Here is a 25,823-nt window from a genome sequence, read left to right as displayed (position 1 = left end):
AAGTCTGGAATTTTCATCCCAGACTTTTCCTATTTATTTCTTTTTATTGTTAGCAAGGGCTGCTTTTTGTTGGCGAATGATTTGGTGGTAAACTTGTTGTACCTTAGCTTCGCTTGGTTTTTGACCATTTGCACTCAAAAGAGTACGAACTGCTTCTGCATTCAAACGTGGGTTATCCGCAAATTCTTTTTCGATTTGCTTACGTACCAAGTACATTCCTCCAAGTGCTCCACCTAGAAAAGCTAAAACAATCAATACAATTGCTAAAATAAGGTCCATAATATTTCTCCTGTTTCTTTTTGAATCTTCTATATTATACCATAAAGTCCCACGCCTGACTAGTTTGATTTACGCTTACATAAATGGTAGGTGATTGCTCAGATTTTTTCAGCTCTCATCTTTTTTATTTTAATAGAATTAAAAAAGAACTAAAATTTGGTAAAACAACACCGTTTTTCCTAAAAAGCCTTGCATTGGATCGATTTATTTGCTATATTAAGATTATACAAAACAAAGGAAACATCTTTCTGCAAGGCTTATTTTTTTACCAGAAAATGTATGCGCTTACAGAATTGAGAAAGGAGTTTTTATGGAGAAAAGCTATTGGGAAAAATCCTGTAAGTATAGCATCCGAAAATTGACCATTGGTACTGCTTCTGTTTTACTGGGAGCTGTTTTTCTAGCGACACAGAATGTAGCTGCTGAAAGCCTCGAAGTGAAGGACAATCAAACGAATGTTAGTGAGACGACGGTTAAAGTAGATGTCAAAGTAGAGGAACCAAGTCAAGCAAAGACGGAGAATCAGCCAAGCACAGACACTCATCCTTCTACTGAATTAGCTGACAAAGAGGTAAAACCTGAAAAGGAATTACCTCAAACACATCATCAATCAGAGACTAACGCTGTAGTTGAACCTTCTGAAAATAAGGAGAGTGAAAAGCCAGAACTTCCTATGACTAAGCAAGAAAACTATCAACTTCATTACGACCAACCAACTGCTCCTTCTTATGACGGCTGGGAAAAACAAGCCTTGCCTGTCGGAAACGGTGAAATGGGGGCTAAGGTTTTTGGATTAATCGGTGAAGAAAGAATCCAATACAACGAAAAAACTCTTTGGTCTGGAGGTCCAAAACCGGATAGCACCGACTACAACGGAGGAAACTATCAGGACCGCTATAAGGTCTTAGCAGAAATTCGTAAAGCATTGGAAGAAGGAAACCGCCAAAAAGCCAAACAATTAGCTGAGCGTAACCTCGTAGGACCAAACAATGCTCAGTATGGTCGTTACTTATCTTTTGGTGATATCTTTATGGTCTTTAACAACCAAAAGAAAGGCTTGGAGAATGTTACCGACTACCATCGTGGCTTAGATATTTCTGAGGCTATCTCGACTACTTCTTATACCCAGGACGGGACAAACTTTAAACGCGAAACCTTCTCTAGCTATCCTGACGATGTTACTGTGACCCACTTGAGTAAAAAAGGGGATAAGACCCTTGATTTTACCCTTTGGAATAGCTTGACAGAAGATTTACTTGCGAATGGAGATTACTCTTGGGAATATTCGAATTATAAACAAGGAGCAGTTACGACTGATTCACATGGTATTTTGCTCAAAGGAACTGTCAAAGACAATGGTCTGAAATTTGCTTCCTATCTTGGAATCAAGACGGACGGACAAGTCACTGCTCAAGACGGCTATTTGACCGTCACTGGAGCCAGCTATGCGACCCTTTTACTCAGTGCCAAGACCAATTTTGCTCAAAATCCAAAAACCAACTATCGCAAGGATATTGACCTAGAAAATACTGTTAAATCTATCGTCGAAGCTGCCAAGGCAAAAGATTATGAAACCCTAAAAAATAACCACATCAAGGACTATCAAAGTCTTTTCAACCGTGTTCAACTAAATCTTGGGGGCAACAAATCTAGCCAAACTACCAAAGAAGCTCTCCATACCTATAACCCAGAAAAAGGACAAAAACTAGAAGAGCTCTTCTTCCAATATGGACGTTACCTCCTTATCAGTTCTTCTCGTGACCGGACAGATGCTCTGCCAGCCAACTTACAAGGAGTCTGGAATGCTGTAGACAATCCACCTTGGAACTCCGATTACCACCTCAATGTCAATCTACAGATGAACTACTGGCCTGCCTACATGAACAATCTTGCGGAAACGGCTAAGCCAATGATCAATTACATTGATGACATGCGCTACTATGGCCGTATCGCTGCTAAGGAATATGCAGGGATCGAATCCAAAGAAGGCCAAGAAAACGGATGGCTGGTCCATACTCAGGCAACACCATTTGGCTGGACAACACCAGGTTGGAACTATTATTGGGGTTGGTCTCCTGCAGCCAATGCTTGGATGATGCAGAACGTCTATGACTACTACAAATTCACCAAGGATGAGACCTATCTCAAAGAAAAGATTTATCCAATGCTCAAGGAAACAGCCAAGTTCTGGAATTCCTTCTTGCACTACGACAAATCTAGTGACCGCTGGGTATCTTCTCCATCTTACTCACCAGAACATGGAACCATCACGATTGGAAACACCTTCGACCAATCTCTGGTTTGGCAGCTATTCCACGACTATATGGAAGCAGCCAATCATCTCAATGTCGACCAAGACTTGGTTACCGAAGTGAAAGCTAAATTTGACAAGCTCAAACCACTTCATATCAACCAAGATGGCCGTATCAAGGAATGGTACGAAGAAGACAGTCCTCAATTCACTAATGAAGGAATTGAAAACCATCACCGTCACGTTTCTCATCTAGTTGGGCTCTTCCCAGGAACCTTATTTGGCAAAGATCAGCCTGAATATCTGGAAGCAGCACGCGTAACCCTAAACCATCGTGGAGATGGTGGTACCGGTTGGTCTAAGGCTAATAAAATCAACCTCTGGGCTCGTCTCCTAGATGGAAATCGTGCCCATCGTTTGCTGGCAGAACAACTCAGATCCTCAACTCTAGAAAACCTCTGGGATACGCACGCGCCTTTCCAAATTGATGGGAACTTTGGTGCAACCAGCGGTATGGCAGAAATGCTCCTTCAGTCTCACACCGGCTACATTGCCCCATTACCAGCCCTTCCAGATGCATGGAAAGATGGTCAAGTCTCAGGTCTAGTAGCTCGTGGTAACTTTGAAGTCAGCATGAAATGGAAAGAAAAGAATCTTGAAACACTATCCTTCCTTTCTAATGTGGGTGGAGACTTAGTCGTAGACTATCCAAATATCGAATCTAGCCTTGTCAAGGTTAACGGTAAGGAAGTGCAAGCAAGCCGCATCAAAGACAATCGCATCCAGCTTGCAACTCAAAAGGGCGATGTCATCACCTTTGAAAACTTCCCTGGTCGTATCACCCGTCTAACCGCACAACGAAAAGATTCAACGACGGCAGAACTCAATTTCAATACAGTTGAAGGGGCGACTCATTATGTCATCCATCGGGAAAGTAAAGATGAAACTGGTCAAACTTCTACTGTCCGTGAGTTTACAACAAACCAAACTCGCTTTATCGACCGTTCTATTGATTCAAGCCATGCCTATACTTATACCGTTAAGGCTATGCTAGGAGACCGTTCAACACCTGTTTCTGATGTTGCTTCAATTTCCGCCTTTAGTGAGCTCATGGACGATCGTGACTCTCGCATTCAGTATGGCGCTGCCTTTGGAGACTGGTCTGACTCAGAACTATTTGGTGGAACCGAAAAATACGCCGATATCTCAAATGGGAATTATTCCGATAAGGATGCAACCGCGACAATTCCTTTCAATGGTCCTGGAATTGAAATCTACGGACTCAAATCTTCTCAATTAGGACTTGCTGAGGTTACAATCGATGGCAAATCTGTTGGAGAGCTTGATTTCTATACAGCTGGTGCTACTGAAAAGGGCGTCCTAATCGGTCGTTATACAAATCTATCTTCAGGCCCTCACCTCATGACTATCACTGTTAAGCGTGAACATAAGGGACGTGGAAGTGAACGCTCAAAAATTTCCTTAGACTACTTCAAGGTCTTCCCAGGACAGGGAGAAACCGTTGAGAAAATAGATGATCGTGATTCTCGTATCCAGTACGGCTCAGCATTTAAAGACTGGACTGATGCGGAACTCTATGCTTCTACAGAGAAATATGCAGATATTAATGCAGATGAGAGTCTCGCTTCTGAAGCAACTGCAAGAATTCCATTCTCCGGTACAGGTATCCGTATCTATGGACTGAAAACATCTGCCCTTGGCAAGGCACTTGTGACACTCGATGGAAAAGAAATGCCAAGCCTTGACTTTTACACTGCCGGAGCTACCGAAAAAGGAGCATTGATTGGAGAATTCACTAATTTAGCAGATGGTGACCATGTCCTAACCTTGAAAGTGGACCCAGATTCTCCTGAAGGTCGAAAGAAAATCTCTCTTGATTCATTTGATATTCTAAAAGCTCCATCAGTATCACTAGATACACCAATCCTCGAACCAATTAAGGCAGAAGATAAAACAGTTACACTTACTTTACCAACTGGTAATTGGGATGCTGTAGCTGTGACATTCCCTGGTGTCAAAGACCCTCTCTTACTTAGAAAAGTCGATGACGATCATCTTGTCACTTCTGGTGAGCAAACTGTCCTAACCATCAAGGATAAGAAGGTGCAAATCGACATCCCTGAAACTACGGACGGCAAAGCTGGCAATGCAATAGAAGCTTATGCTATCCTAGGAGAAACAAGAAGCAGTACGATTGTAACTGTCTTTCCAAAGGGTGAAAATACACCTGCGGAAGAAAAAGTCGTTACAAGTAAGGGTGACGAGCCCGCTCCAGTAGTGACCATCCCTGAATATACTGACCCAATTGGAACTGCAGGGGAACAGGAAGCTCCTATCGTGGATGTCCCTGAATACACTGAGCCTATCGGTACTGCAGGGGAACAGGAAGCTCCTATCGTGGATATTCCTGAATACACTGAGCCTATCGGTACTGCGAGCGACCAGGAAGCTCCTGTCATGAATATTCCTGAATACACTGAGCCTATCGGTACTGCAGGGGAACAGGAAGCTCCTATCTTAGATATCCCTGAATACACCGGACCTATCGGTACTGCGAGCGACCAAGCGGCTCCTATTGTGGATGTCCCTGAGTACACCGAACCTATCGGTACTGCGAGCGATCAAGCGGCTCCTATTGTGGATGTCCCTGAGTACACCGAACCTATCGGTACTGCGAGCGATCAAGCGGCTCCTATTGTGGATGTCCCTGAGTACACTGGACCTATCGGTACTGCGAGCGACCAGGCGGCTCCAAGCATTTCTCTTCCTGAGTTTAAACTCAAAGCCTTAAAAGACCAGGCTACAGGAGTTAAAGTCATCAGCGGAGAAAATGAGTTAGCTGAAGCAAGCTATCTTGAAATCCAGAAAGTAGGGAAGCAAGAACTCTTGGGCAAGAGATATGATGCCTACGCGATTCAACTCAAGAATGAAAATGGTCAGCCTATCCAAGCAAAAGGTGCTGTCCTCGTTCGATTACCAATTTCTGGCACAGTCCAAGAATTCTATCGCTTCAGTTCAGAAAAAGACATGAAAGCACAAGATTTCGAGATTCGTGATGGCATGCTTGAGTTTCTCACCATTGATTTGACTACTTATGCTATCGTCTACAAGACTGAAACAGAAGTCCAACAACCAAGCTCAAGTCAAATCGAAGAAGCTAGTCCATTAGCAAATAAAAACCAGCTCAATGGTGAAAATTCTACAAATGACAAACAGCTTCCTGCCACCGGAGAAGAGTCTAGCCCACTCCTCTTCATGGCAAGTCTCAGTCTAGCTTTAACTTCTGCCTTCTTGCTAAAAGGTAAAAAAGAGTGATCCCAATAAATCTATAAAGATTTAGATAAATAGAAAAAGGATGAGTAAATTACTCATCCTTTTGATTTCTTTCAGAGTCTTTTAAAATAAACTAAAAAGCCAGTTATAAATCCAGTTAAAAATCGAATATAACAAATTTAAAAGGAATTCATAAAAAAATAAACAAATGTGATACCAAATGAATTCTACAATCGTAATCAGTGGCTTGACTAGGATATAAAATAAAATATCCCAAATAAATTTCATTTTTTATCTTCCTTTCTAGGAAGTCCCGCAATCCAAGGTAAGGAAGATAGCAATTTATAAGCCGTCAAAAATTTAGCAACCTTTACCACTTCCGATTCAGATTCCTTCTTCTCAGTCAGTACTTCCATTCCTTTTACCCAGAGGCATGTCCCAATAATTCTAGCCATTCCTGTAAAAAAATTTGGTTGGTTGTCCATGTGATTCTCCCTTGATTACTCCGACTATTACTATTCTATTTTTATTGTATTCAGTATATCAAATTCTTATAGATAATCAAGCTTTTATCTGTAAAATAAAAAAGTTTCATAATCTTACTAGAAAACTTCTAGCTAGATTATAAAACTTTATTGATTATTTCATTTCTTTTTTATAGCGTTCCAATTCTGCTTGGTTAGCCCAAACGTAATGACCTGGACGAATTTCAACCATAGAAGGTTTATCAGTTTCGTAGTCATGTTGATTAGGATCATAGACTTTCAAAACTTTCTTACGTTCCAAGATTGGATCTGGAATCGGCACAGCTGATAAAAGTGCTTGTGTGTATGGATGAACTGGATTGTTAAACAATTCTTCAGTTTCAGCCACTTCAACAATGACACCCTTATAAATTACCGCGATACGATCAGAGATGAAACGAACTACTGACAAATCGTGGGCGATAAAGAGATAGGTCAAGCCCAATTCTTTTTGAAATTTCTTGAGCAAGTTCAAAACTTGGGCACGCACTGAAACGTCCAAGGCTGAAATTGGCTCATCCGCGATCACGAAGTCAGGTTGCATAACCAAGGCACGAGCAATCCCGATACGTTGACGTTGTCCACCAGAGAACTCATGAGGGTAACGTGTCAAGTGTTCAGCCAAAAGTCCTACTTCACGAATGATGTTTTGAACTTTTTCTTTTCTTTCTTCTTCGTCTTTAAATAAATGGTGGTTGTAAAGACCTTCAGAGATGATATAGTCAACTGTTGCACGTTCATTCAAACTTGCAGCTGGGTCTTGGAAAATCATTTGAATGCGACGGATTAATTCCGCTGCTTGTTCACGTGATTTTTTACCATTGATTTTTTGCCCATCAAAGATGATATCCCCTTTGCTGGTATCATTAAGGCCGATAATGGCACGACCAATTGTTGTCTTACCACTACCAGATTCTCCAACGAGAGAGAATGTTTCACCTTTGTTGATAAAGAAGTTTGCATTTTTAACGGCTACAAACTTTTTGCTTCCTTCACCGAAGGAAATCTCTAAGTCTTTAACTTCTACTAATTTTTCAGACATTTCCTTCCTCCTAGTCCTCAAGATGAGCAAAGCCCATCTTTTCACGAATCTTATCGTGTAAATCTGCAATTACTGCTGGTTTTGCAACTTTTGGAGCTTGTTCATCAAGCAACCATGTTTTAGCCCAGTGAGTATCAGATACTGCAAACTGAGGAGCTTTTTCTTCGAAATCAATCTTCATCGCATAATCTGAACGAAGAGCAAAAGCATCTCCCTTCAATTCAGTATACAGTGATGGAGGTGTTCCCGGAATTGAATACAATTCTCCTTTATCGTCAGCCAGCTGTGGCAAACTTGATAAGAGGCTCCATGTGTATGGGTGACGTGGATCGTAGAAGATTTCTTCAACTGTACCATACTCAACGATTTCACCAGCATACATAACTGCAACTTTATCAGCAATACTTGCTACAACACCAAGGTCGTGTGTGATAAAGATCGTTGTAAAGTGGTATTCTTGTTGAAGTGTTTTCAACAAGTCAATAATCTGAGCTTGGATGGTCACATCAAGGGCTGTTGTTGGTTCATCACAAATCAAAACATCTGGACGACACGCAAGGGCAATCGCAATAACAATACGTTGACGCATTCCTCCAGAATACTGGAATGGATATTCATTAAAACGTCTCTCAGCGTCAGGAATACCAACCTTATTCATATAGTCAATCGCCAAGTCTTTGGCTTCTTGAGCTGTTTTCCCTTGGTGTTTTACAATAACTTCTGTGATTTGACTTCCGATTGTTTTGATTGGGTCAAGACTGGTCATCGGGTCCTGGAAGATCGTTGCAATCTTCGCACCACGAATTTGCTCCCAATCTTTATGAGAAGAAAATTCAGTCAAATCTTGGTCACGGTAAAGAATACTACCGTTCGCAATACGACCATTATCTTCCAACATTCCTGTAAAAGTTTTTGTTAAAACAGATTTCCCTGAACCAGATTCTCCAACGAGTGCAAGCACTTCGCCCTCAATCAACTCCAGAGATACTCCACGAATAGCTGTCAAAATTTTGTCACGAACATCAAATTCCACGACAATATCTTGAGCAGTCAAAATTACATTTTTTTCTTTTGTCATGTCTACTCCTATCTATGTGTACGTGGATCACTAGCATCCGCTAGGTTTTGACCAACTACGAAAAGTGACAAGGATACCAAGACCAAAGTTGTCAATGGAATCCAGAAGAGGTATGCATTTGTTGTTACGTTCTGTGAATAATCTGAAATCAATCGACCTAAACTTGGTACTGTAATAGGCAATCCAAGTCCAAAGAATGATAGGAAGGCTTCATATGAGATAAATGCTGGAAGCATTTGTGATGTAGTCGTAACAATAACAGATACCAATTGTGGCATGATATTTTTAATGACAATTTTGTATGTTGGAGTTCCGAGTGTGCGTGAAGCAAGGTTGTACTCTAAGTCACGGTAACGCATGATTTGGATACGAATTGAGTAGGCAATCCCAATCCAAGTCGTTACACTCATGGCAAAAATCAAATTCCAGAAACCTGCTCCGATTGAGTATGTTAGGACGATAACAATCAATAAGTGTGGGATGTTGGAAATAACGTTATAAACTTCCATCATGACGCGGTCAACTGATTTTGAAATACCCCAGATACCGCCGACAATAACACCAATTACAATATTGATAAAGGTCGCAATAACGGAAATCAAGATAGAGTTACGGGCTCCAAACCAGACACCATCAAAAAGAGACTTACCATTACTATCTGTACCGAACCAATGTTCCGCATTTGGTTTAATGTAGCGAGCGCTAAAATCATTTACCTTACTTACATCATTGAAGTCGAAATCAGAAAACATTGGGTAGATGAAACTCATCAAAACGATTGAAATCAAAATACCAAGCATGATGATGGTTGATTTCTTTTTCAAAAATTGTCTAAAAACAGAACCCCAATATGAGTAGGCAGGAGCATCAATTGCTTCAGAGGCAAAGTCATCGCGTTTTACAAACTGAAATTTATCATTACTAATTGTAGACATTATTTGCCTCCTTTCTCTGTCAACTTAATACGTGGGTCAATAATTGTCATCCAAATATCCCCAATTAAGTAAGAGAAGATTGAGACGCAAGTAAAGATGAAAACTAGACCAACAACCATGTTATTATTTGACGCTTTTACAGAGTCAATCAACATTTTACCCATACCTGGGAAGGCGAAGACTGTTTCAGTAAGAGTAGCTCCACCAATAACACCGATAATAGAACCTGGAATACCTGAAACGAGCGGTACCATAGCATTTTTAAAGATGTGTTTGTTTGAAATTTCTTTCTCAGAAAGACCTTTTGCACGTGCAAAACGAACAAAGTCTTGTGATTGTAAGTCAATCATGTAACGACGAATCCAGATAGCCAAACCAGGAGCACCAAGTAAACCAAGAATAACTGCAGGTAGTACATATGAACGCCAGTCTCCAGCACCCAAGATAGGGAATGAATCAGGGAGTCCAATTGAAGAACCAATCAAACGAATGATATAGACAAGAGCGATAGTTGGAAGAGCAAGTAAGAATGTTAAAGCTCCTGTAGAGAAACTATCAATCCAAGTATTCTTGTAACGAGCCATTGCAGAACCAAGTGGAACCGCAATCGCGTACGAAATTGCAAGGCCAATCAAACCAGCAATAGCAGAACTGGTAATCATAGATGGATACTGATAGTTGCTTTCAGTAGCTGTATATGGATCACCTTTACCGTAGTTCGCTACTTCACGTGCATCCGCCTGACTTGGTGATTTATAAGTTCTTGTGTAGATATTGACTGATGAAGTTTTCTTCCCAGTTGGGAATTGAACTTCAGAAGTCTTGGTTTGTCCTTGACCTTGTGTGATAACTTGAAGAACAGGAGTATTGGCATAAGTTGGGTAAGAATCTCCTAAGTTCAAGTTCACAAAGTTCTGATGAACAAATGGGAACTGACTGTTGAAGTACAAGAGGTATTTATGTTTAGTCCCTGAACCTACCAAAGACCATCCAATCGCTGGATCGTTTTCAAAACGCAAATAACGCTCTAAGTTAGGATTTTCTGGGTCTTGAATCTTGTTTGTATGGTCAATATCAAGCAAGTTTGCATAGAATTTGAACACACGCTCGAAAATAGGGATTTCACGAGTAGCATAGAATTGACCGCTCTCTGTAAACTCACCTAAAGTCCAACCGTTCCCAAGTTGTTGGATGTATTTTTCATAGATAGCTTTATTTGTATCATTTGCATCTACTGTAACAGAAGGGTCAATGCTACTAGCTTTTTCCTGCAACTCTTTTGTATCGTAATATTCGATATAACCCATACGCTCATAAACGGTATTTTCATAGTTATCGCGTTTATCAGCTGTAGTTGCAATTTTATTGTAGTTAGTATCTTGTTTGAAGATCAACTTCCGTGGAACCATCGTATAGATGATTGTGTAAATCAAGGTCGTTACTAAAAAGATAGAAACTAACGACCGCAAGATACGCATAAAAACATATTTTTTCATATTATTTCCTTTAAAATCCCAAAAGAACCTTCTCCTTTTGGAGAGAAAGTTCTAATGAGCATTATTTATTTCACGTGGCTCGCTAATTCTTTTTGAGCTTTCTCGTTTGATTCAGCTTTTTCTTTGAGCCATTTTTCACGAGCTTCTTTGTACTCTTTAGCAGTTACAGTGTTCGCTTGCAATTTAAGATATTTGAAGTAAACATCTGAACCTTTATCACCAGATTGAGTATAAGATGCTGAGAATGGTACTACGCGAGAAATGATTGGTGCTGCTCCTGAAGAAGACATAGCTGGAAGGAAGAGTGAGCTATCTGTCAACCAAGCTTGAGCTGCTGCATATTTCTCATAACGTTTATTAAGATCGGTTGTTTCACTAGCTGCATCATCAACTAATTTGTCATAATCATTCAAACCAACTTGAGCAACCGCTGGGTTTGATGGATTATCATAGCCCATGTAGGACTTAGTTGTTTCACTATTAGTTGTTTTCAAGATGTCAAGGTATGTTGATGGATCATCATAGTCTGGATTCCATCCAACAGCACCTGAAAGGTCCCAATCTTCTGCTGCCGCACTAGCTGCGTAGTATGTAGCATTTTGTAATTCATCTGTAGTGATTTGTTGAATATCGATAACTACATTATCTGTACCCAAAGCCGTCTCAACAGATTGTTTAAATGATTGGATACGAGCGATATAGTTTTTAGATGTTTGGTCAACTGGAATATCCAAGTGGATTGGGAATTTTACACCATCTGCTTCAAGGACTTTTTTAGCTTTAGCTAGTTCTGCTTTAGCCTTATCAGCATTGTAAAGACCATCTTGAGCATCCGCAAAGTTTACGTCTTTCCATTCATCACCATAAGAAACAACTTTCTCAGTAACCAAGTCACCAAATGTCTTATCTCCAGCAGAAACAAAGTCAGGTTTGACAAAGAGGTTACGAACAGCAAGGGCGGCTCCATCCTTACCATTTAGCTGAGCTGAATAAGCAGTACGGTCAAAAGCAAAGTTCAAAGCTTGACGGAAGTCTTTGTTAAGAAGAGCTTTCTTAGTAGAAGTCTTTTCCTCGTCAGTTGTTTTTGATGTATATTTATAACTTTGACGGTCAATGTTAACACCTAAACCAGCAATACCAGCTCCCTGTGGGGTATAGTAGATATTATCTTTATATGTTTCTGCTACTTTAGAATAGTTTGAGCTAGTAGGGAAGAGACGTGCATAACTATATGCACCATTTGTAAAGTTACGCTCAAGTGACTCTTGGTCTGAACCATCATAGTAAGAAAGTGTTACAGTATCGATGTGAACATTGTCTTTATCCCAATACTGATCATTCTTTGCAAATTCGATAGAAGACTTAGCTGTCAATCCCTTAAGCAAGAATGGCCCATTGTAAAGCAATGATGTTGGATCTGTCGCCTTACCAAAGTCTTTACCTTTTGATTTTTCAAACTCTGCATTCAAAGGCCAGAAGATTCCATAAGATAATTTAGAGTTCCAGTATGGTTCAGGTTGGTTCAATGTATATTGAAGAGTGTAATCATCAACAGCTTTAATACCTACTGCAGAAAAGTCTGTATTAGTCCCTGATAAATAGTCAGCCAATCCCTTTACAGAATTTTGTGCTAGGTAAAGAGCAGCTGATTTATTGTCGGCTGCGTGTTTCAAACCTGTAACAAAGTCATTTGCAGTTACTTCTGCATATTCTTCACCATCAGATGTGAACCATTTTACACCTTTACGAATCTTGTATGTATATGTCAATCCATCTTGAGATACTGACCAGTCTTCAGCGACTGCAGGAGTTAGATTTCCATATTGGTCATTTGTAAAGAGACCATCGATACCATTTGAAGTAGCAACTTTTGTACTTTGTTTACCAGAAATTAGGTAGTCCAATGTTTCTGGGTCAGCAGTATAAGTATAGCCATAAGCCTTTGGTGCTTCAGCATTTGATGATTTTGAAGAACCGCAAGCTGCAAGAACGCCTGTAGCAAGTAGCGCAACACCCGCTACCGCAAGAATCCGACTTTTTTTCATATTTTTAAACTCCTCGTTTTAAATTGTGGATATTGAAGATTATACCACAGTTTTTTTAAAAAGTAAACGAATTTTCAGAATATTTTGTCGCATGTTTTTTAAACATCTGAATCTTATGTTTTCAGAAAAGAAAACTGTTGACGGAAAGGAATTTTCAAGGTATAATAATAAAAGTTAAGGCGGTATAGCCAAGTGGTAAGGCACGGCTCTGCAAAAGCTTGATCGTCGGTTCAAATCCGTCTACCGCCTCTATAATAAAGAAAGACTCCTGATGGAGTCTTTTTGTTTTAATGCTTAAAAAAGCTTTATCAGTTTTCTCTGATAAAGCTTTTATTTTATTCAGTTTCTTCTTCTGATTCAAGTTCTTGAATTTGAACCTTAAGCTTGGTCACACGACCATTTTTTACCTTGTCATTTGTCAATGTGATATGCTTATTGCCACTATCTAACTCATAGCTGAGTTTCTCTGATGTTGGAATGGTTCCCACACCAGTCAAATAGTAACCAGCGATGGTATCCACATCGTCACTTTCAAGCTCGACATCAAAATAATCATTGAAATCGTTCAAATTCATTGTCCCTTGGACAATATGAGTGTCCTCGCCGATAGTATGAACATATACTTCAGCACGGTCAGTTTCATCATCAATCTCACCAACAATCTCTTCAAGGAGATCCTCAAGTGTTACCAAACCAGCCATTCCTCCGTATTCATCAAGAAGAATAGCCATCTGTCTTTGTGAATTTCTCAATTCTTTTAACAGATCATCCACAAAAATAGTTTCAGGTACAAAGAGGGGTTCCTGTAAAATCTTTCTCAATATGATATTGTCAAAACCATCGGTAAACCCTGCTTTAAGCAGACTCTTGGTGTGGATCAAACCAATCACGTTGTCCTTGTCATCATCATAGACAGGGATTCGAGAAAAGTTTTGTTTTAAGATACTTTCGATAATCGTCTGAGTGTCATCTTGAATATCTACCATAAAGGCATCGGTCCGAGGAACCATGACTTCACGAGCCATGAGCTCATCTAGCGAGAATATTCCTTGCAACATTTCGATTTCATCTGCATCCAAGGTTTCTTCACTATTGGTAAGCATATACTCAATCTCATCACGAGTCATTTTTTCATCTGCATCGTCAAATGTCATCGGCGTCAAACGACTCAAGAGATTGGTTGATGCTGATAGCAACCAAACAAAGGGACTCACAATCTTACCGATAGCAATAATAAATGGTACAGTTCGGATTGCCAAAGCATCCTTAAGATTTAGAGCAATGCGTTTAGGATAAAGTTCGCCAAAAACGATTGAAATATAGGTCAAAAAAGCAAGTGATAAGAAAGAAGCTACTGCATACGCAGTCTCGCTATTCCCCATCCAAGAGGCTATCAATTGTCCTAGAGAGTCTGCTAGTTTAGCCCCTGACAAGATTGTAATTAAAGTAATACCAACTTGAATGGTTGATAAAAAGTGATTTGGATTTTCAAGTACCTTTAGCAAACGGATATAGCCTTTATCACCCTCTTCAGCCTTTTGTTCAACGCGTGAGCGACTAAGCGAAACCATAGCCATCTCTGTTGCTGAGAAAAAAGCATTTAAAAAGGTCAAAACAACTAATAATACAAATTGCAGTAACAAATCCTGACTGCTCGGGTCTTCCATTTTCCTTCTCCTAAAAAGTATAATTGTGACTATTATACCATATTTTTCAACTTCTACACATTAAATTACGATTTCAGTAGCAAATCCCCTATCTAAATAAGATAAGGGACTATCTATTCATTAGTCTTTTGTTACGGTTACTTTGCCTGTTCGGTAGTCTAACTGAATTCCCTTTTGAACGTTAGGAATCACAACATTAAACTCCAATTCCCCGTCAGATGATTTGGCTTCAATCTGAGATGCAGAAGGGACCAAATCTTCTTCTGTTGCGTAGAGCAATGTGACACGGTAACGAACGCGTTTGTTTTGATCCAAGGCTTTTCGAACTAAACTTTCATAGTAGTTTTGTCCCGTTGAATCTTCTGCGCGTGCTTGATTGGCCCAGGCCGTTTGTACAGCGATATTTTTGGGATTGCTAGTAGATGCATCAAAGCCATCTAAACCACCAATCAGGGCGTAACCTAATAAATGTCCTCTATCTACTGCATGATTGTAAGTTCCTTTTAGGTTTTTGACTTGATGCCATCCTGCTGGCGTCCAAGAGGTTGAGCCATTCCCAGTTTCTTCACGGTCTTTGTACTGTCTTGTTGCTTTTGACATAAGGGCATTGGCTACCGTTGGGACCGTCTCTCCACCTACAGTTTTTGTTTTATTATCAGCATAAGGTTTACTTGAAACTTTTGCATCCAGATTAGTCTTATTCCCATTGACAATAAAGGCTCCTGCTCCATTCCACTCAAGAGTCCCCTTTATTTGTTTTTTAACCGAGTCTGTCAATACACTCTCAGCCAATTCTTGACTTGGAGTATCAAGCGACCCTGACTTCTGTTGTACCTGTGTTCGTGGTGTGGCATTCGAAGCCTGCATTTCTTTTATGTAGTAACTTCCTGCCGATAAAAGTAGGAAAATCAGAAGACCTATGAGGGCCTGTCTGGTTTTTTTTTTCATGTTTTCTCCTTCATTTCACTTCCTAGAAAAGAAGCTGGGACAAAAGTCCTAGCCTCTCAATTGTCTTTGGATTGTCGATCAAGACGCAGTGGCTGAGTGGGATCTACTACGCTGATTTCATCAGCTTTTACAGCCCTACTCAACTGTGCGGAGGTGGGACAACGAAATCGAATTCTAACGAATTACCGATTTCTGTCCCACTCTCATTTTCCTGTAAATTTCGCAATTAACTCATGCCATTTTTCTGGTGCTAAAATTGCCCATGGATCTTGACTCTTGCCTAAGATACCGTAGCCAATCATCAAGCCAATTCCAAGTGCTAAGACCCCTAGAAGTAGGACAATTATAACTAGTAGGAATCTACGTAATACATAAGATCCTTGTTTATTCATCTTCATCAGCTTCCACACTTACCCGTTCAATATTAGCTCCTAACTGAGCTAATTTTTCATGGAAACGATAATAGCCTCTATCCAAATGAACAAGTTTTCCAACAACTGTCTCACCCTCGGCCACTAAGCCTGTCAATATCAAGGCTGCACTTGCACGAAGGTCTGTAGACAACACTTCTGCCCCTTGGAGAGGTTGACCTCCGACAATACGAGCTGTATCACGGATAATCTCAGAATGCAAGCCCATACGACGCATTTCTTCTAGATGTTGGAAACGATTCTCAAAGACTGTCTCAATCATAGTCGATTCTCCTTGAGCAACCGTCATAAGAGCAGTAAACTGCGCCTGCATGTCCGTAGGAAACCCTGGATGCGGAAGTGTCTTAACATGAACTGCTTTTAGTTTGTCTCGTTGAGAACGGATACGGATACCTTCATCCTCATCAATGACTTCAACACCCATTTCCTGTAATTTCGCTATCAATGGTCGATTGTGTTCCCAGATAGCATCTTGAATTAGGACATCTCCACCTGTCATTGCAGCAGCAACCATGAATGTCCCTGCTTCGATACGGTCTTGAACAACGTTATGGGTTGCACCATGCAAGTTTTCAACACCAGTGATGGTAATGCTCTCTGTCCCCGCACCTTTGACTTTAGCTCCCATTTTATTCAAGAGGACAGCCAAGTCTACAATTTCAGGTTCACGTGCTGCATTTTCAATAACAGTGACTCCATCAGCAAGCGTTGCAGCCATCATCAAATTTTGGGTTGCGCCTACACTTGGGAAATCCATATAGATATGGGCCCCATGCAAGCGTTCTGCCTTAGCTTCGATATAACCTGCCGTTTGAGTAATCTGAGCTCCCATTGCCTCCAAACCTTTAAGGTGAAGGTCAATCGGACGACTACCAATTGTACAGCCACCTGGCATCGAAACTTTAGCGTGACCAACTCTAGCTAGGATTGGACCCAAGACTACAATTGAAGCACGCATCTTGCTGACATACTTATAAGGTGCTTCTTCTGTGATGTCATCTGTTGCATCTACTTCAATAATATGTGCTTCTTGATCAAAGTCTACTTTGGCATTTAAACCACGAACGACCTGGTTCATGGTAAAAACATCTGATAAGATAGGAACATTTTTTAAAACTGTTTTTCCTTCGCTTGCTAAAATCGTCGCCGCAAGTAGGGGTAAAACTGCATTTTTTGCACCCTCGATGGTGACACTTCCGACAAGGCGATTATCGCCACCTCGAACTACAATTTTTTCCATAACTATTTTCCTTTACTTTCGAGTTTAGAATAATGTCCGTACTGCTTCTTGCCATAATTGGTAGAGATTTAGGAAAAAAGAGCTAATCAGATATCCTAAACCGATACTACACAATACGACCAAAAGTCGTACCTTCCTCGCATTGTCCTTAGTCACCTTCAAAATTTGATCCCATTTGACCAAATCTTTCAAGAGTTGAAAAACCAGGTAGACAAAAAACATATGACTACTGAGGGTAAAAAACAATTGAATCATCTGCCTATTATACCATCTTCTCTTTTTCTACGCTAGTCTATGGACTCACACCGTATTTTAGGGGTTGTTTTTCAAGTAGTCAATTGCATCTTGAAGCGTTTTAACTGGAACAATCTTCATGTCCGTTTTAATCATTTCAGCAGCTTCTACAGCCGTGTCATAATTACTTTTAGCATTGGGATTGGCCTTTTTAGCTTCTTCCGTTACTGGATTGTTAGGAGCAAAGAATACAGTCGCTCCCTTTTTTGCTGCAGCAACAACTTTTTTGTCAATCCCACCAATATCGCCAACATTCCCATCTCTATCGATACTTCCTGTACCAGCAATAATGCGTCCGTTTCGAAGAGTTGGGTCTGCAATTTGAGTATAGATGGATAAACTAAACATCATTCCTGCACTTGGACCACCAATACCAGCCGTTGAAAACTTGATTGGCACATCACTTGACACTTCTGTGCGGTCAATCAAACCGATTCCAATCCCATTTTTCCCATTTTCCAGAGTAATGATTTTTCCTTCAGCAGTTTTGACTTTCCCGTCCTCTTGGTAAGTAACCTTAACCTTGTCACCTAGCGTTTGAGAGTTGACGTAGTCGACCATCTCCTTGGAACTTTCAAAAGTCTTATCATTCACAGCTGTTACAGTGTCAGCAATATTGAGAATTCCCTTGAAGGTTGAGTTGTCTGTTACGGTCAAAACATAGACTCCCAGGTATTTGAGTTCTATCTCTTTACCCGCCGACTTCAGACCCTGATATTTGGCCATGTTTTGCGAAGTTTCCATGTAAAACTGGTTGATTCGCATATATTCTGCATCCGAAGAACCCCCTGTCATCTCTTTGGCACTACGAATATCTGTAAAAGGTGTTAACCAAGCATAAACCAAGTCCACCATTCTAGCGTGTTTAACTCCAACCGTTACAAATTGATAAGAACCCTCTTCTTGGTCCGGTTGGTTATTGACTTGTAAAACCTTTCGAATATCTTCTGAAGTCCCTGGCACCTCAATGTAGTAAGGCAGAGGCACCGTAAAAGCGATAAAAGTGACAATAAGCCCGATGATTAGATATATGGGCCATCTAGTTTTTTTCTTCATTGTTTAACTCCTCCAAGACAGCATTTGGTACATACTCGCTGATATCTTGACCAAATTTCAATAGTTCTCTCACAGCTGAAGAGCTGATGTAAATATGCTCTGGTCGAGCATGGAGATAGACTGTCTCAATTTCTCCTGCTAATTGATGGTTATAAAAATCAAAACTGGCTTCGTACTGAAGATCAGTCGCATTACGCAAGCCACGCACCAAAACCTCTACACCTAGTTTTCTAGCAACATCAACGACTAATTCATCATGAGAGGATATGACCTGAACATTTTTTAGATGTGCCACTGCTTTTTCAACAGTCTTTAGCCGACTTTCTATCGGTAAAAATCCATTTTTGTGTGGATTATAAAAAATTCCCACATACAATTGATCAAAGAGCTTACTTGCACGCTCGATGAGATCCAAATGACCATTGGTCATTGGATCAAAAGAACCTGTAAATAGGCCAATTTTATCTGACATAAACCGTCACCTTACTAATCCCATATATTTTTTCCTTCCAGATGCCTAAACAGGCGATTTCTTCTGGAAGTTCTACTGATTTATCGGTCTCGCAAACCACCATGACATCATCTGAAAAAAGATCACGCTCAGCCATTTTTTCAATGTCAGATACGATCTGTTCCTTTGCATAGGGAGGGTCCAAAAAGATGAGATCAAAGACACCATCCACTTGCTCCAATGCACGACTGGATTCCATTTTCAATAATTGAAACTTAGATGTCTCCTTGGTCATCCTGATATTTTCTGCCACAATCTCCTGGGCTCGGCGATCCTTCTCGACTAGAACAGCGCTCGACATTCCTCTTGAAACTGCTTCAATGGATAAGCCACCACTACCAGCATAGAGGTCTAGCACACGCCCTCCTTCAAAGTAGGGACCAATCATATTGAAGATAGCTCCTCGGACTTTGTCCGATGTCGGTCTCGTCGTTTTCCCGTCCAAGGTCTTTAAAGGACGGCCTCCGTAGATTCCTGATACGATTTTCATAAGGTATATTATACCAAATTCTGATGAAATAAGAAAATCGAACCTATCGGTTCGATTCTTTAAAGAATATTTTCGTAAGTATCTCTGACTTCTTGTGGCCAAACACTAGTTTGGACTTCACCGATGTGCTTCTTACGAAGCAAGAACATCGCCATACGTGACTGTCCAATCCCTCCACCAATTGTCAATGGGAAGAGTCCGTTCAAGAGAGCCCTATGCCATTCTAGGGATAAACGGTCTTCATCTCCTGTAATCGCAACCTGACGACGAAGGGTGTCTTCATCAACACGAATTCCCATAGAAGACAACTCAAAGGCCGCACCTAAGTTATCATTCCAAACAAGGATGTCTCCATTCAAGCCATGATAACCATTTTCAGACTCAGTTGTCCAGTCATCATAGTCTGGTGCGCGTCCGTCATGGGGTTTTCCATCTGACAATACGCCACCGATACCAATCAAGAAAACTGCACCGAATTCCTTACAGATAGCATTTTCACGTTCTTTTGGAGTTAAGTCTGGGTAGCGTTCTACCAATTCTTCAGTATGGATAAAGGTAATTTGCTTCGGCAAGATTGACTCAATATCATAACGGGCTTCGACTGCCAACTCTGTTAAACGAATAGCCTTGTAAATCTTTTCAACTGTTTCCTTGAGATAGGCTAGATTGCGTTGCCCATTTGGAATGACTTTTTCCCAGTCCCACTGGTCGACATAAACTGAGTGAGTCGCATCTAGTGAATCTTCATCCGGACGAAGAGCCTTCATATGAACAAAGAGACCTTCTCCTTCACCAAAACCAAAACGTGCTAAGGTATGGCGTTTCCACTTAGCAAGGGAATGCACCACCTCATAGGTTTCATCTGGAATTTGCAGAACTTTAACAGATACTGGGTGTTCAATACCTGAAAGGTTATCCTGCATCCCGTCCCCAACCTTGCTCAAGATTGGTCCCTGTACTTCTACGACTTCTAACTTATCTTTCAAATATTGGGTAAAGGTATTTTTTACAAAGGAAATCTCTTCTTGCTGATGGATAAAACTTTTCTTCATACGTTGCTCCTTTTGAATAATAAAAAGATTATACCTTTTTGTTGGTGAAAATGAAAGTAAAAATTAAAAAAGAGCTCATTTGAGCTCTAAAAGTATTAATCGTTTCTTCCAAAAATTCGTAAGAAGCTAAGGAAGAGGTTGATAAAGTCGAGGTAGAGGCTAAGTGCTAAAGAAATTGCCCAACCAGTAGCTACCTGGCCATCTGACTCTTCGTAAACATAACGAATTTTTTGATTATCCCAAGCAATCAATCCTGAAAAGACAAGAACCATAATGATACTAATGATATAATCCATAAGGTCACTATTTAAGAAGATATTGATAACCATGGCTAGTATCAAACCAAATAAGGCTGCAATCAAAGCACGACCGATTCCACTCAAATCCTTTTTAATGACTACTCCTACGATAGCCATCACAAAGAAGAGGGCCGCACTGGAGATAAAGGCTGTCAGAACTGTCCCTGGAAGATAAAGTGACACAATGAAGCTTAGTGAGAAACCATTGACCGCTGAATATAGCAGGAATATCGGAAGAGTTGCTGGACTATTCTTTGCTGCTAAACCACTTGCAAAAATCACTAGAGCAACTTCAACAATTCCTGTTACGATTAGCCATACGCGAGCGTTAAGCATTAACTGAACAAGAAGATCTTGAAAGGTTGTTAACATCAAGGCTGAAACAATTGCAGATAAGGCAATCCCAATCCCGACAAAAGCATAGACTTTTGCATAAAATTGATTCAGACCAGAACGTTCTTGAATAATTGTTTGATTCATATCTTTTTCTCCTTATGAAATCTTTTTACTGATTATAACAAAAATAAAACAATTTAACTCAAATAAAACATGAGTATGCCTGCAGCAATGGCAACGTTGAGACTTTCCGCTTGCCCTTTCATGGTAATATGAACCAGTTGGTCTGCCTGATTTGTCATGAATGGGCTAATGCCTTGACCTTCATTTCCCATAACTAGGGCAAAATTCTCTAGCCGAGTAAGCTCACGATAGTCTTTAGAGTTTTGTGATAAGGTGGTTGCTAGAATTGGTAAATTGCTCTTTTTAGCCTCTTCTACAAATGTTTCAACAGGCATCCGATAAATCGGCAAATGAAAATGACTGCCCTGCATGGATCGGAGAGTCTTCAAGCTATAAATATCTGCTGACTTGCTTGAGACAATGACTCCTGAAAATCCAGCTGCATCTGCCGTTCGGATCATTGTGCCAACATTTCCAGGATCCTGCACGTCTTCTAAGAAGAGATACTTTCCTTGGCTCAAATCCGGCAACTGCTCTTCTTCCTTTTGAACAATAGCAACAATGCCTTGAGGCGTTTGAGAATCTGCTAAATCAAACAAAATCTCTTCGGTCACAAAGACAGTCTGAGGATAGTCAATTAGTTTTTCATCATACTCTGCAAGGGCAAAAATCCTCTCAATCTTTGCACCTGCTTGAACAGCCTCTTCAAACAAATGCCATCCTTCAATTAAATAAGAAGACTTTCGATATTTTTTTTGATGCAATTTCTTGGCATTTTTTACCACAGAATTGGCTTTTGAGGTTATAATAGTCATAGAAATATTATAACACAATCAAGGAGGTTTGGTATGCAAAAGGTCAAAATGATTGCCCAAGGTCGTGTCCAAGGAGTTGGCTTCCGCTGGGGTGTCTATACCCTCGCCCTCGAACTAGGTGGAATCACTGGTCGAGTGTGGAACAACGATGATGGAACTGTTGAAATTCTTGCCCAAGCAGAGTCGTCAGCCATCATGGCTAAGTTTATCCAAGAAATCCGAAAAGGTCCAACTCCCTTCTCAAAAGTAACCTATCTTGATGTCCAATTAAGCAACTTCCCATCCTATTCAGACTTCAAAGTCGCAAATTAGGTCTCTAGAACTATTGTATATTTTCCAAAAAAACAGTAGAATAGAAAGGTATAATTTTTTAAGAAGGAATGAAAACAGTGAAATCAATTAAACGAATCGCCCTCTCTATCATGGGAGTGGCTATGCTATTGGTCTTAACAGGCTGTGTCCAGGTTGATAAAGCAACCGGACAACCAACAGGATTTATTTGGAATACTATAGGGGCACCTATGGCTGAAGCTATCAAGTACTTTGCTACTGATAAAGGGCTAGGCTTCGGGGTCGCTATTATTATCGTAACCATTATCGTCCGCTTAATTATTTTACCACTTGGTATCTACCAATCATGGAAGGCAACTCTTCACTCTGAAAAGATGAACGCCCTCAAGCATGTTCTTGAGCCACATCAAACTCGTCTGAAAGAAGCAACTACTCAGGAAGAAAAACTAGAAGCTCAACAAGCTCTCTTTGCTGCTCAAAAAGAGCATGGTATTAGTATGTTTGGTGGTGTAGGATGTTTCCCTATCCTCATTCAAATGCCTTTCTTCTCTGCTATCTACTTTGCTGCTCAACATACAGAAGGTGTTTCTGAAGCTAGCTTCTTAGGAATTGCATTGGGATCTCCAAGTTGGATTCTCATTGCCTGCGCAGGTGTTCTCTACTACATCCAATCACTCCTTTCTCTACACGGAGTTGAGGACGAGACTCAAAGAGAACAACTCAAGAAGATGATTTACATGAGTCCAATGATGATCGTCATGTTCTCTATCTTCTCACCAGCCAGCGTTACACTTTACTGGGTTGTCGGTGGTTTCATGATGATCCTTCAACAATTCATCGTCAACTACATCATCCGTCCAAAACTTCGTAAAAAAGTACGCGAAGAATTTGCAAAGAACCCACCAAAAGCAAACAAAACTTCAGCTGCTCGTAAAGATGTAACTCCTGAACCAACAGCAGTTATCTCAACTTCTGCTAAGAAGAAAAATAAAAAACGCAATTCTGGAAAACAACATTCTAGATAAAAATAAAAGGCTTAGCATTTTGGCTAAGCTTTTTTGATACCAGAAAAGCCCGATGTCCCCATCAGGCTTCTTTTTATCCATGTACACGTTTCATGTAATCTTGATAGCTTTCTGTATCCATCAATTCCTTAGCGTTCTTGACACGATCTGCTGTTGGAGGTTTAACGCCTTCAAGCGAATACGGAATGCCAAGTTCACGCCATTTGAATTCTCCCATAGTGTGGTAAGGCAAGATTTCAAACTTATCAACGTTTTTAAGAGTTTTTACGAACTTACCGAGTTCAATCAAATCTTCATCACGGTCTGTCAATCCTGGTACGAGAACATGACGAATCCAAACAGGTTTCCCAATATCTGACAAGTACTGCGCACATGCCAAGATGTTTTTGTTGGTCTGACTGGTTACAATCTTGTGCTGTGCTTCGTTGATTTCCTTGATATCAAGAAGAACCAAGTCTGTCACGGCCATTAGTTTGTTGAATTTCTCTAGATAACGTGGTTTATTACGAAATGGAAGGGCACAAGTATCCAAGGTACAGTGGATTCCTTTTTCTTTTGCTTTTGTAAAGAGAGCAATTAGGAAATCAATCTGTAAGAGAGCTTCCCCTCCACTGACCGTAATTCCACCCTTATCTCCCCAGAAACCACGAAAACGAAGCGCTTCTTCTAGAACATCGTCTACTGTTCGTACACGAGATTTATTGGTTTCCATCGCCCATGTGTCCGGGTTATGACAATACTGGCAACGCATCTGACAGCCCTGCAAAAAGACAATGAAACGAATCCCGGGACCATCTACCGCCCCAAAACTCTCTGTCGAATGTACCATTCCTGTCACTTTTCCGTAGTCTATTGTTTCTTCTGACATCACGTCACCTTCCTTGAAACCGTTTTATAATTTTATTATATCACGCTTGAAAGGAAAAACAATAGATTTTGTCTATTTTTTAGAAAACAATCTGTTTTTCACTTTCAACTTTCATGATTTTCAAAATTCTTCTAGTCCTTGTCAAAGTCAAAGCCATAGAGAGTCGCAAAATAGTCCTCAGGTCGCTCTGCTCTACGGATTTGTCGAGCATCTCCATCCTCTGTATAGAGAATCTCTGCTGAACGAAGTTTGGCATTGTACTGGTAACCCATAGAGAATCCATGGGCACCTGTATCATGAATCACTAACAAATCACCAATTTCTGTTTGAGGTAGCTCACGATTTACTGCAAACTTGTCGTTGTTTTCACAAAGAGAACCAACAACATCAACCACTTCAGTCTGACCATCAGGATTCATCATATTGGTGATGTGGTGATAGGCTCCATACATAGCCGGTCTCATCAGGTTAACAGCTGACGCATCTACTCCGAGATAAGTTCGGTATGTTTTCTTTTTATGGGTTACTCTTGTAACCAGAACTCCATGAGGTGCCAACATAAAGCGCCCAAGTTCTGTAAATATCTTAACTTGCCCAAGACCTGCTGGTGTGAGGACTTCTTCATAAACCTGACGAACTCCTTCACCAATCAAAGCAATATCATTTGGCTCCTGGTCTGGGCGATAGTTGACCCCGATACCTCCAGAAAGATTGATAAAATCTAGTGAAATACCCAATTTCCCCTTGATTTCTACAGCTAACTCAAAGAGCTGACGTGCTAATTCTGGATAGTAGAGGTGAGTTACTGTATTGGAAGCTAGGAAGGAATGAATCCCAAAGGTTTTAGCTCCTTTTTCTTTCAAGATGGCAAAGGCTTCAAAAAGCTGTTCCTTAGTCATCCCGAACTTAGCTTCACCAGGATTATCCATAATGTCTGTTCCGAGTTCAAATACTCCACCGGGATTGTAACGGCATGAGATAATCTCAGGGATGCCTGCTGCACGTTCTAAATGCTCAATATCTTCAAATGCATCTAAATTTATTGTAGCCCCCAATTCCCTGGCATAGGTGTACTCTTGGTCTGGGGTATTGTTGGACGAGAACATCATATCGGAACCAGAAAATCCTAATTTGTGACTCATCAAGAGCTCTACATAACTAGAACAGTCCACTCCACATCCTTCTTCTTGCAAAATTTTCAAGATAGCTGGAGTTGGAGTTGCTTTTACTGCGAAGTATTCTTTAAAACCCTTATTCCAAGAAAAGGCTTTGTTTACTGCGCGTGCTTTCTCACGGATGCCTTTTTCGTCATAGAGATGGAAAGGTGTTGGAAACTCTTCAACGATCTTTTCTAAGGCTTCACGTTTAATAAATGGTGTTTTCATAGGACTCCTTCATATCCATTATCAAAGAAAGGCTGGGACGAAAGTTCC

General features: G+C 40.5%; 23 protein-coding genes and 1 tRNA gene. 4 read left to right on the top strand and 20 right to left on the bottom strand.

Annotated elements, in window-relative coordinates:
• Window positions 1-33: 33 nt before the first annotated feature.
• Window positions 34-279, bottom strand: coding sequence for a YneF family protein (locus tag AC3E9F_RS00330; protein ID WP_004251708.1), 246 nt, complete (start codon window positions 277-279; stop codon window positions 34-36).
• A 310-nt stretch (window positions 280-589) separates the two neighbouring features.
• On the opposite strand from AC3E9F_RS00330, the gene AC3E9F_RS00325 reads away from it, so the two are divergent.
• Window positions 590-5,866 (top strand): SIALI-17 repeat-containing surface protein, encoded by a 5,277-nt coding sequence (locus tag AC3E9F_RS00325; protein WP_490672665.1) that lies wholly within the window; start codon window positions 590-592, stop codon window positions 5,864-5,866.
• A gap of 242 nt (window positions 5,867-6,108) precedes the next feature.
• Here AC3E9F_RS00325 and AC3E9F_RS00320 read toward each other — a convergent pair whose 3' ends face one another.
• From AC3E9F_RS00320 to AC3E9F_RS00295, 6 genes are all read right to left on the bottom strand, one after another.
• Window positions 6,109-6,309, bottom strand: coding sequence for a mechanosensitive ion channel protein MscL (locus AC3E9F_RS00320; protein WP_263394060.1), 201 nt, complete (start codon window positions 6,307-6,309; stop codon window positions 6,109-6,111).
• Window positions 6,310-6,463: 154 nt separating this feature from the next.
• Window positions 6,464-7,390 carry an ATP-binding cassette domain-containing protein gene (locus AC3E9F_RS00315; protein ID WP_263394061.1) on the bottom strand — a complete coding sequence of 309 codons (927 nt, stop codon included), beginning with the start codon at window positions 7,388-7,390 and terminating at the stop codon, window positions 6,464-6,466.
• A gap of 10 nt (window positions 7,391-7,400) precedes the next feature.
• Complete coding sequence (locus tag AC3E9F_RS00310; RefSeq protein WP_006150205.1) at window positions 7,401-8,468, bottom strand: ABC transporter ATP-binding protein; 1,068 nt, start codon at window positions 8,466-8,468, stop codon at window positions 7,401-7,403.
• A gap of 8 nt (window positions 8,469-8,476) precedes the next feature.
• Window positions 8,477-9,403, bottom strand: a complete 927-nt coding sequence (gene oppC, locus AC3E9F_RS00305; protein ID WP_006150281.1) for an oligopeptide ABC transporter permease OppC — start codon at window positions 9,401-9,403, stop codon at window positions 8,477-8,479.
• Complete coding sequence (locus tag AC3E9F_RS00300; RefSeq protein WP_178895474.1) at window positions 9,403-10,899, bottom strand: ABC transporter permease; 1,497 nt, start codon at window positions 10,897-10,899, stop codon at window positions 9,403-9,405. Before AC3E9F_RS00300 ends, oppC begins: the two co-directional genes overlap by 1 nt.
• Before the next feature lie 65 nt (window positions 10,900-10,964).
• The gene (locus AC3E9F_RS00295) at window positions 10,965-12,944 is read right to left on the bottom strand and encodes a peptide ABC transporter substrate-binding protein (protein ID WP_263394062.1); all 1,980 of its coding nucleotides are present in this window, start codon (window positions 12,942-12,944) and stop codon (window positions 10,965-10,967) included.
• A gap of 178 nt (window positions 12,945-13,122) precedes the next feature.
• Between AC3E9F_RS00295 and AC3E9F_RS00290 the strand changes: the two genes are divergently transcribed.
• A tRNA-Cys gene (locus AC3E9F_RS00290) sits at window positions 13,123-13,193 on the top strand.
• An 86-nt stretch (window positions 13,194-13,279) separates the two neighbouring features.
• Here the strand turns inward: AC3E9F_RS00290 and AC3E9F_RS00285 are convergent.
• The 11 genes from AC3E9F_RS00285 to AC3E9F_RS00235 all read right to left on the bottom strand — a co-directional run bounded on the left by AC3E9F_RS00285 (window position 13,280) and on the right by AC3E9F_RS00235 (window position 22,206).
• The gene (locus AC3E9F_RS00285) at window positions 13,280-14,611 is read right to left on the bottom strand and encodes a hemolysin family protein (protein ID WP_263394063.1); all 1,332 of its coding nucleotides are present in this window, start codon (window positions 14,609-14,611) and stop codon (window positions 13,280-13,282) included.
• A 120-nt stretch (window positions 14,612-14,731) separates the two neighbouring features.
• A complete protein-coding gene (locus tag AC3E9F_RS00280) occupies window positions 14,732-15,559 on the bottom strand; it encodes a DNA/RNA non-specific endonuclease (RefSeq protein ID WP_263394064.1) in 828 nt (275 codons plus the stop codon).
• A 203-nt stretch (window positions 15,560-15,762) separates the two neighbouring features.
• Window positions 15,763-15,951, bottom strand: coding sequence for a DNA-directed RNA polymerase subunit beta (locus AC3E9F_RS00275; protein WP_195183716.1), 189 nt, complete (start codon window positions 15,949-15,951; stop codon window positions 15,763-15,765).
• The gene (gene murA, locus AC3E9F_RS00270) at window positions 15,944-17,230 is read right to left on the bottom strand and encodes a UDP-N-acetylglucosamine 1-carboxyvinyltransferase (protein ID WP_263394065.1); all 1,287 of its coding nucleotides are present in this window, start codon (window positions 17,228-17,230) and stop codon (window positions 15,944-15,946) included. Before murA ends, AC3E9F_RS00275 begins: the two co-directional genes overlap by 8 nt.
• Window positions 17,231-17,254: 24 nt before the next feature.
• Window positions 17,255-17,485, bottom strand: coding sequence for a DUF1146 family protein (locus AC3E9F_RS00265; RefSeq protein ID WP_033587493.1), 231 nt, complete (start codon window positions 17,483-17,485; stop codon window positions 17,255-17,257).
• Window positions 17,486-17,542: 57 nt separating this feature from the next.
• On the bottom strand, window positions 17,543-18,580 hold the full coding sequence (locus AC3E9F_RS00260; RefSeq protein ID WP_214262480.1) for a SepM family pheromone-processing serine protease: 1,038 nt from the start codon (window positions 18,578-18,580) through the stop codon (window positions 17,543-17,545).
• Window positions 18,564-19,052, bottom strand: a complete 489-nt coding sequence (gene coaD / locus AC3E9F_RS00255) for a pantetheine-phosphate adenylyltransferase (RefSeq protein WP_214262481.1) — start codon at window positions 19,050-19,052, stop codon at window positions 18,564-18,566. The genes AC3E9F_RS00260 and coaD overlap by 17 nt, the downstream gene beginning before the upstream one ends.
• Window positions 19,042-19,581 carry a 16S rRNA (guanine(966)-N(2))-methyltransferase RsmD gene (rsmD, locus tag AC3E9F_RS00250; RefSeq protein ID WP_263394066.1) on the bottom strand — a complete coding sequence of 180 codons (540 nt, stop codon included), beginning with the start codon at window positions 19,579-19,581 and terminating at the stop codon, window positions 19,042-19,044. Before rsmD ends, coaD begins: the two co-directional genes overlap by 11 nt.
• 59 nt (window positions 19,582-19,640) lie before the next feature.
• Complete coding sequence (gene asnA / locus AC3E9F_RS00245; RefSeq protein ID WP_070677014.1) at window positions 19,641-20,633, bottom strand: aspartate--ammonia ligase; 993 nt, start codon at window positions 20,631-20,633, stop codon at window positions 19,641-19,643.
• A gap of 95 nt (window positions 20,634-20,728) precedes the next feature.
• A complete protein-coding gene (locus AC3E9F_RS00240) occupies window positions 20,729-21,412 on the bottom strand; it encodes a Bax inhibitor-1/YccA family protein (RefSeq protein ID WP_263394067.1) in 684 nt (227 codons plus the stop codon).
• A 53-nt stretch (window positions 21,413-21,465) separates the two neighbouring features.
• On the bottom strand, window positions 21,466-22,206 hold the full coding sequence (locus AC3E9F_RS00235) for a TrmH family RNA methyltransferase (protein WP_263394068.1): 741 nt from the start codon (window positions 22,204-22,206) through the stop codon (window positions 21,466-21,468).
• Between the two features lie 33 nt (window positions 22,207-22,239).
• Here AC3E9F_RS00235 and AC3E9F_RS00230 point away from each other — a divergent pair, with 33 nt between their 5' ends.
• Both AC3E9F_RS00230 and yidC read left to right on the top strand, forming a co-directional pair.
• Complete coding sequence (locus AC3E9F_RS00230) at window positions 22,240-22,518, top strand: acylphosphatase (protein ID WP_001174501.1); 279 nt, start codon at window positions 22,240-22,242, stop codon at window positions 22,516-22,518.
• Between the two features lie 77 nt (window positions 22,519-22,595).
• The gene (gene yidC / locus AC3E9F_RS00225) at window positions 22,596-23,522 is read left to right on the top strand and encodes a membrane protein insertase YidC (RefSeq protein ID WP_263394069.1); all 927 of its coding nucleotides are present in this window, start codon (window positions 22,596-22,598) and stop codon (window positions 23,520-23,522) included.
• Window positions 23,523-23,595: 73 nt separating this feature from the next.
• Here yidC and pflA read toward each other — a convergent pair whose 3' ends face one another.
• Together pflA and AC3E9F_RS00215 are read right to left on the bottom strand one after the other, a co-directional pair.
• A complete protein-coding gene (gene pflA / locus AC3E9F_RS00220) occupies window positions 23,596-24,390 on the bottom strand; it encodes a pyruvate formate-lyase-activating protein (protein ID WP_263394070.1) in 795 nt (264 codons plus the stop codon).
• A gap of 131 nt (window positions 24,391-24,521) precedes the next feature.
• Entirely contained in the window at window positions 24,522-25,775 is a 1,254-nt protein-coding gene (locus AC3E9F_RS00215) for a diaminopimelate decarboxylase (RefSeq protein WP_263394071.1), read from the bottom strand.
• Between the last annotated feature and the right edge of the window lie 48 nt (window positions 25,776-25,823).

This window comes from Streptococcus sp. SCPM-O-B-15277 (M60) (genome assembly GCF_058200335.1).
This window is presented reverse-complemented; position numbering and strand designations above follow the sequence as displayed.

Excerpts from the sequence above, each read along its gene's own strand:
- AC3E9F_RS00330 (WP_004251708.1), bottom strand. The coding sequence starts at position 279 with ATGGACCTTATTTTAGCAATTGTATTGATTGTTTTAGCTTTTCTAGGT.
- AC3E9F_RS00325 (WP_490672665.1), top strand. The coding sequence starts at position 590 with ATGGAGAAAAGCTATTGGGAAAAATCCTGTAAGTATAGCATCCGAAAA.
- AC3E9F_RS00320 (WP_263394060.1), bottom strand. The coding sequence starts at position 6,309 with ATGGACAACCAACCAAATTTTTTTACAGGAATGGCTAGAATTATTGGG.
- AC3E9F_RS00315 (WP_263394061.1), bottom strand. The coding sequence starts at position 7,390 with ATGTCTGAAAAATTAGTAGAAGTTAAAGACTTAGAGATTTCCTTCGGT.
- AC3E9F_RS00310 (WP_006150205.1), bottom strand. The coding sequence starts at position 8,468 with ATGACAAAAGAAAAAAATGTAATTTTGACTGCTCAAGATATTGTCGTG.
- oppC (WP_006150281.1), bottom strand. The coding sequence starts at position 9,403 with ATGTCTACAATTAGTAATGATAAATTTCAGTTTGTAAAACGCGATGAC.
- AC3E9F_RS00300 (WP_178895474.1), bottom strand. The coding sequence starts at position 10,899 with ATGAAAAAATATGTTTTTATGCGTATCTTGCGGTCGTTAGTTTCTATC.
- AC3E9F_RS00295 (WP_263394062.1), bottom strand. The coding sequence starts at position 12,944 with ATGAAAAAAAGTCGGATTCTTGCGGTAGCGGGTGTTGCGCTACTTGCT.
- AC3E9F_RS00285 (WP_263394063.1), bottom strand. The coding sequence starts at position 14,611 with ATGGAAGACCCGAGCAGTCAGGATTTGTTACTGCAATTTGTATTATTA.
- AC3E9F_RS00280 (WP_263394064.1), bottom strand. The coding sequence starts at position 15,559 with ATGAAAAAAAAAACCAGACAGGCCCTCATAGGTCTTCTGATTTTCCTA.
- AC3E9F_RS00275 (WP_195183716.1), bottom strand. The coding sequence starts at position 15,951 with ATGAATAAACAAGGATCTTATGTATTACGTAGATTCCTACTAGTTATA.
- murA (WP_263394065.1), bottom strand. The coding sequence starts at position 17,230 with ATGGAAAAAATTGTAGTTCGAGGTGGCGATAATCGCCTTGTCGGAAGT.
- AC3E9F_RS00265 (WP_033587493.1), bottom strand. The coding sequence starts at position 17,485 with ATGATTCAATTGTTTTTTACCCTCAGTAGTCATATGTTTTTTGTCTAC.
- AC3E9F_RS00260 (WP_214262480.1), bottom strand. The coding sequence starts at position 18,580 with ATGAAGAAAAAAACTAGATGGCCCATATATCTAATCATCGGGCTTATT.
- coaD (WP_214262481.1), bottom strand. The coding sequence starts at position 19,052 with ATGTCAGATAAAATTGGCCTATTTACAGGTTCTTTTGATCCAATGACC.
- rsmD (WP_263394066.1), bottom strand. The coding sequence starts at position 19,581 with ATGAAAATCGTATCAGGAATCTACGGAGGCCGTCCTTTAAAGACCTTG.
- asnA (WP_070677014.1), bottom strand. The coding sequence starts at position 20,633 with ATGAAGAAAAGTTTTATCCATCAGCAAGAAGAGATTTCCTTTGTAAAA.
- AC3E9F_RS00240 (WP_263394067.1), bottom strand. The coding sequence starts at position 21,412 with ATGAATCAAACAATTATTCAAGAACGTTCTGGTCTGAATCAATTTTAT.
- AC3E9F_RS00235 (WP_263394068.1), bottom strand. The coding sequence starts at position 22,206 with ATGACTATTATAACCTCAAAAGCCAATTCTGTGGTAAAAAATGCCAAG.
- AC3E9F_RS00230 (WP_001174501.1), top strand. The coding sequence starts at position 22,240 with ATGCAAAAGGTCAAAATGATTGCCCAAGGTCGTGTCCAAGGAGTTGGC.
- pflA (WP_263394070.1), bottom strand. The coding sequence starts at position 24,390 with ATGTCAGAAGAAACAATAGACTACGGAAAAGTGACAGGAATGGTACAT.
- AC3E9F_RS00215 (WP_263394071.1), bottom strand. The coding sequence starts at position 25,775 with ATGAAAACACCATTTATTAAACGTGAAGCCTTAGAAAAGATCGTTGAA.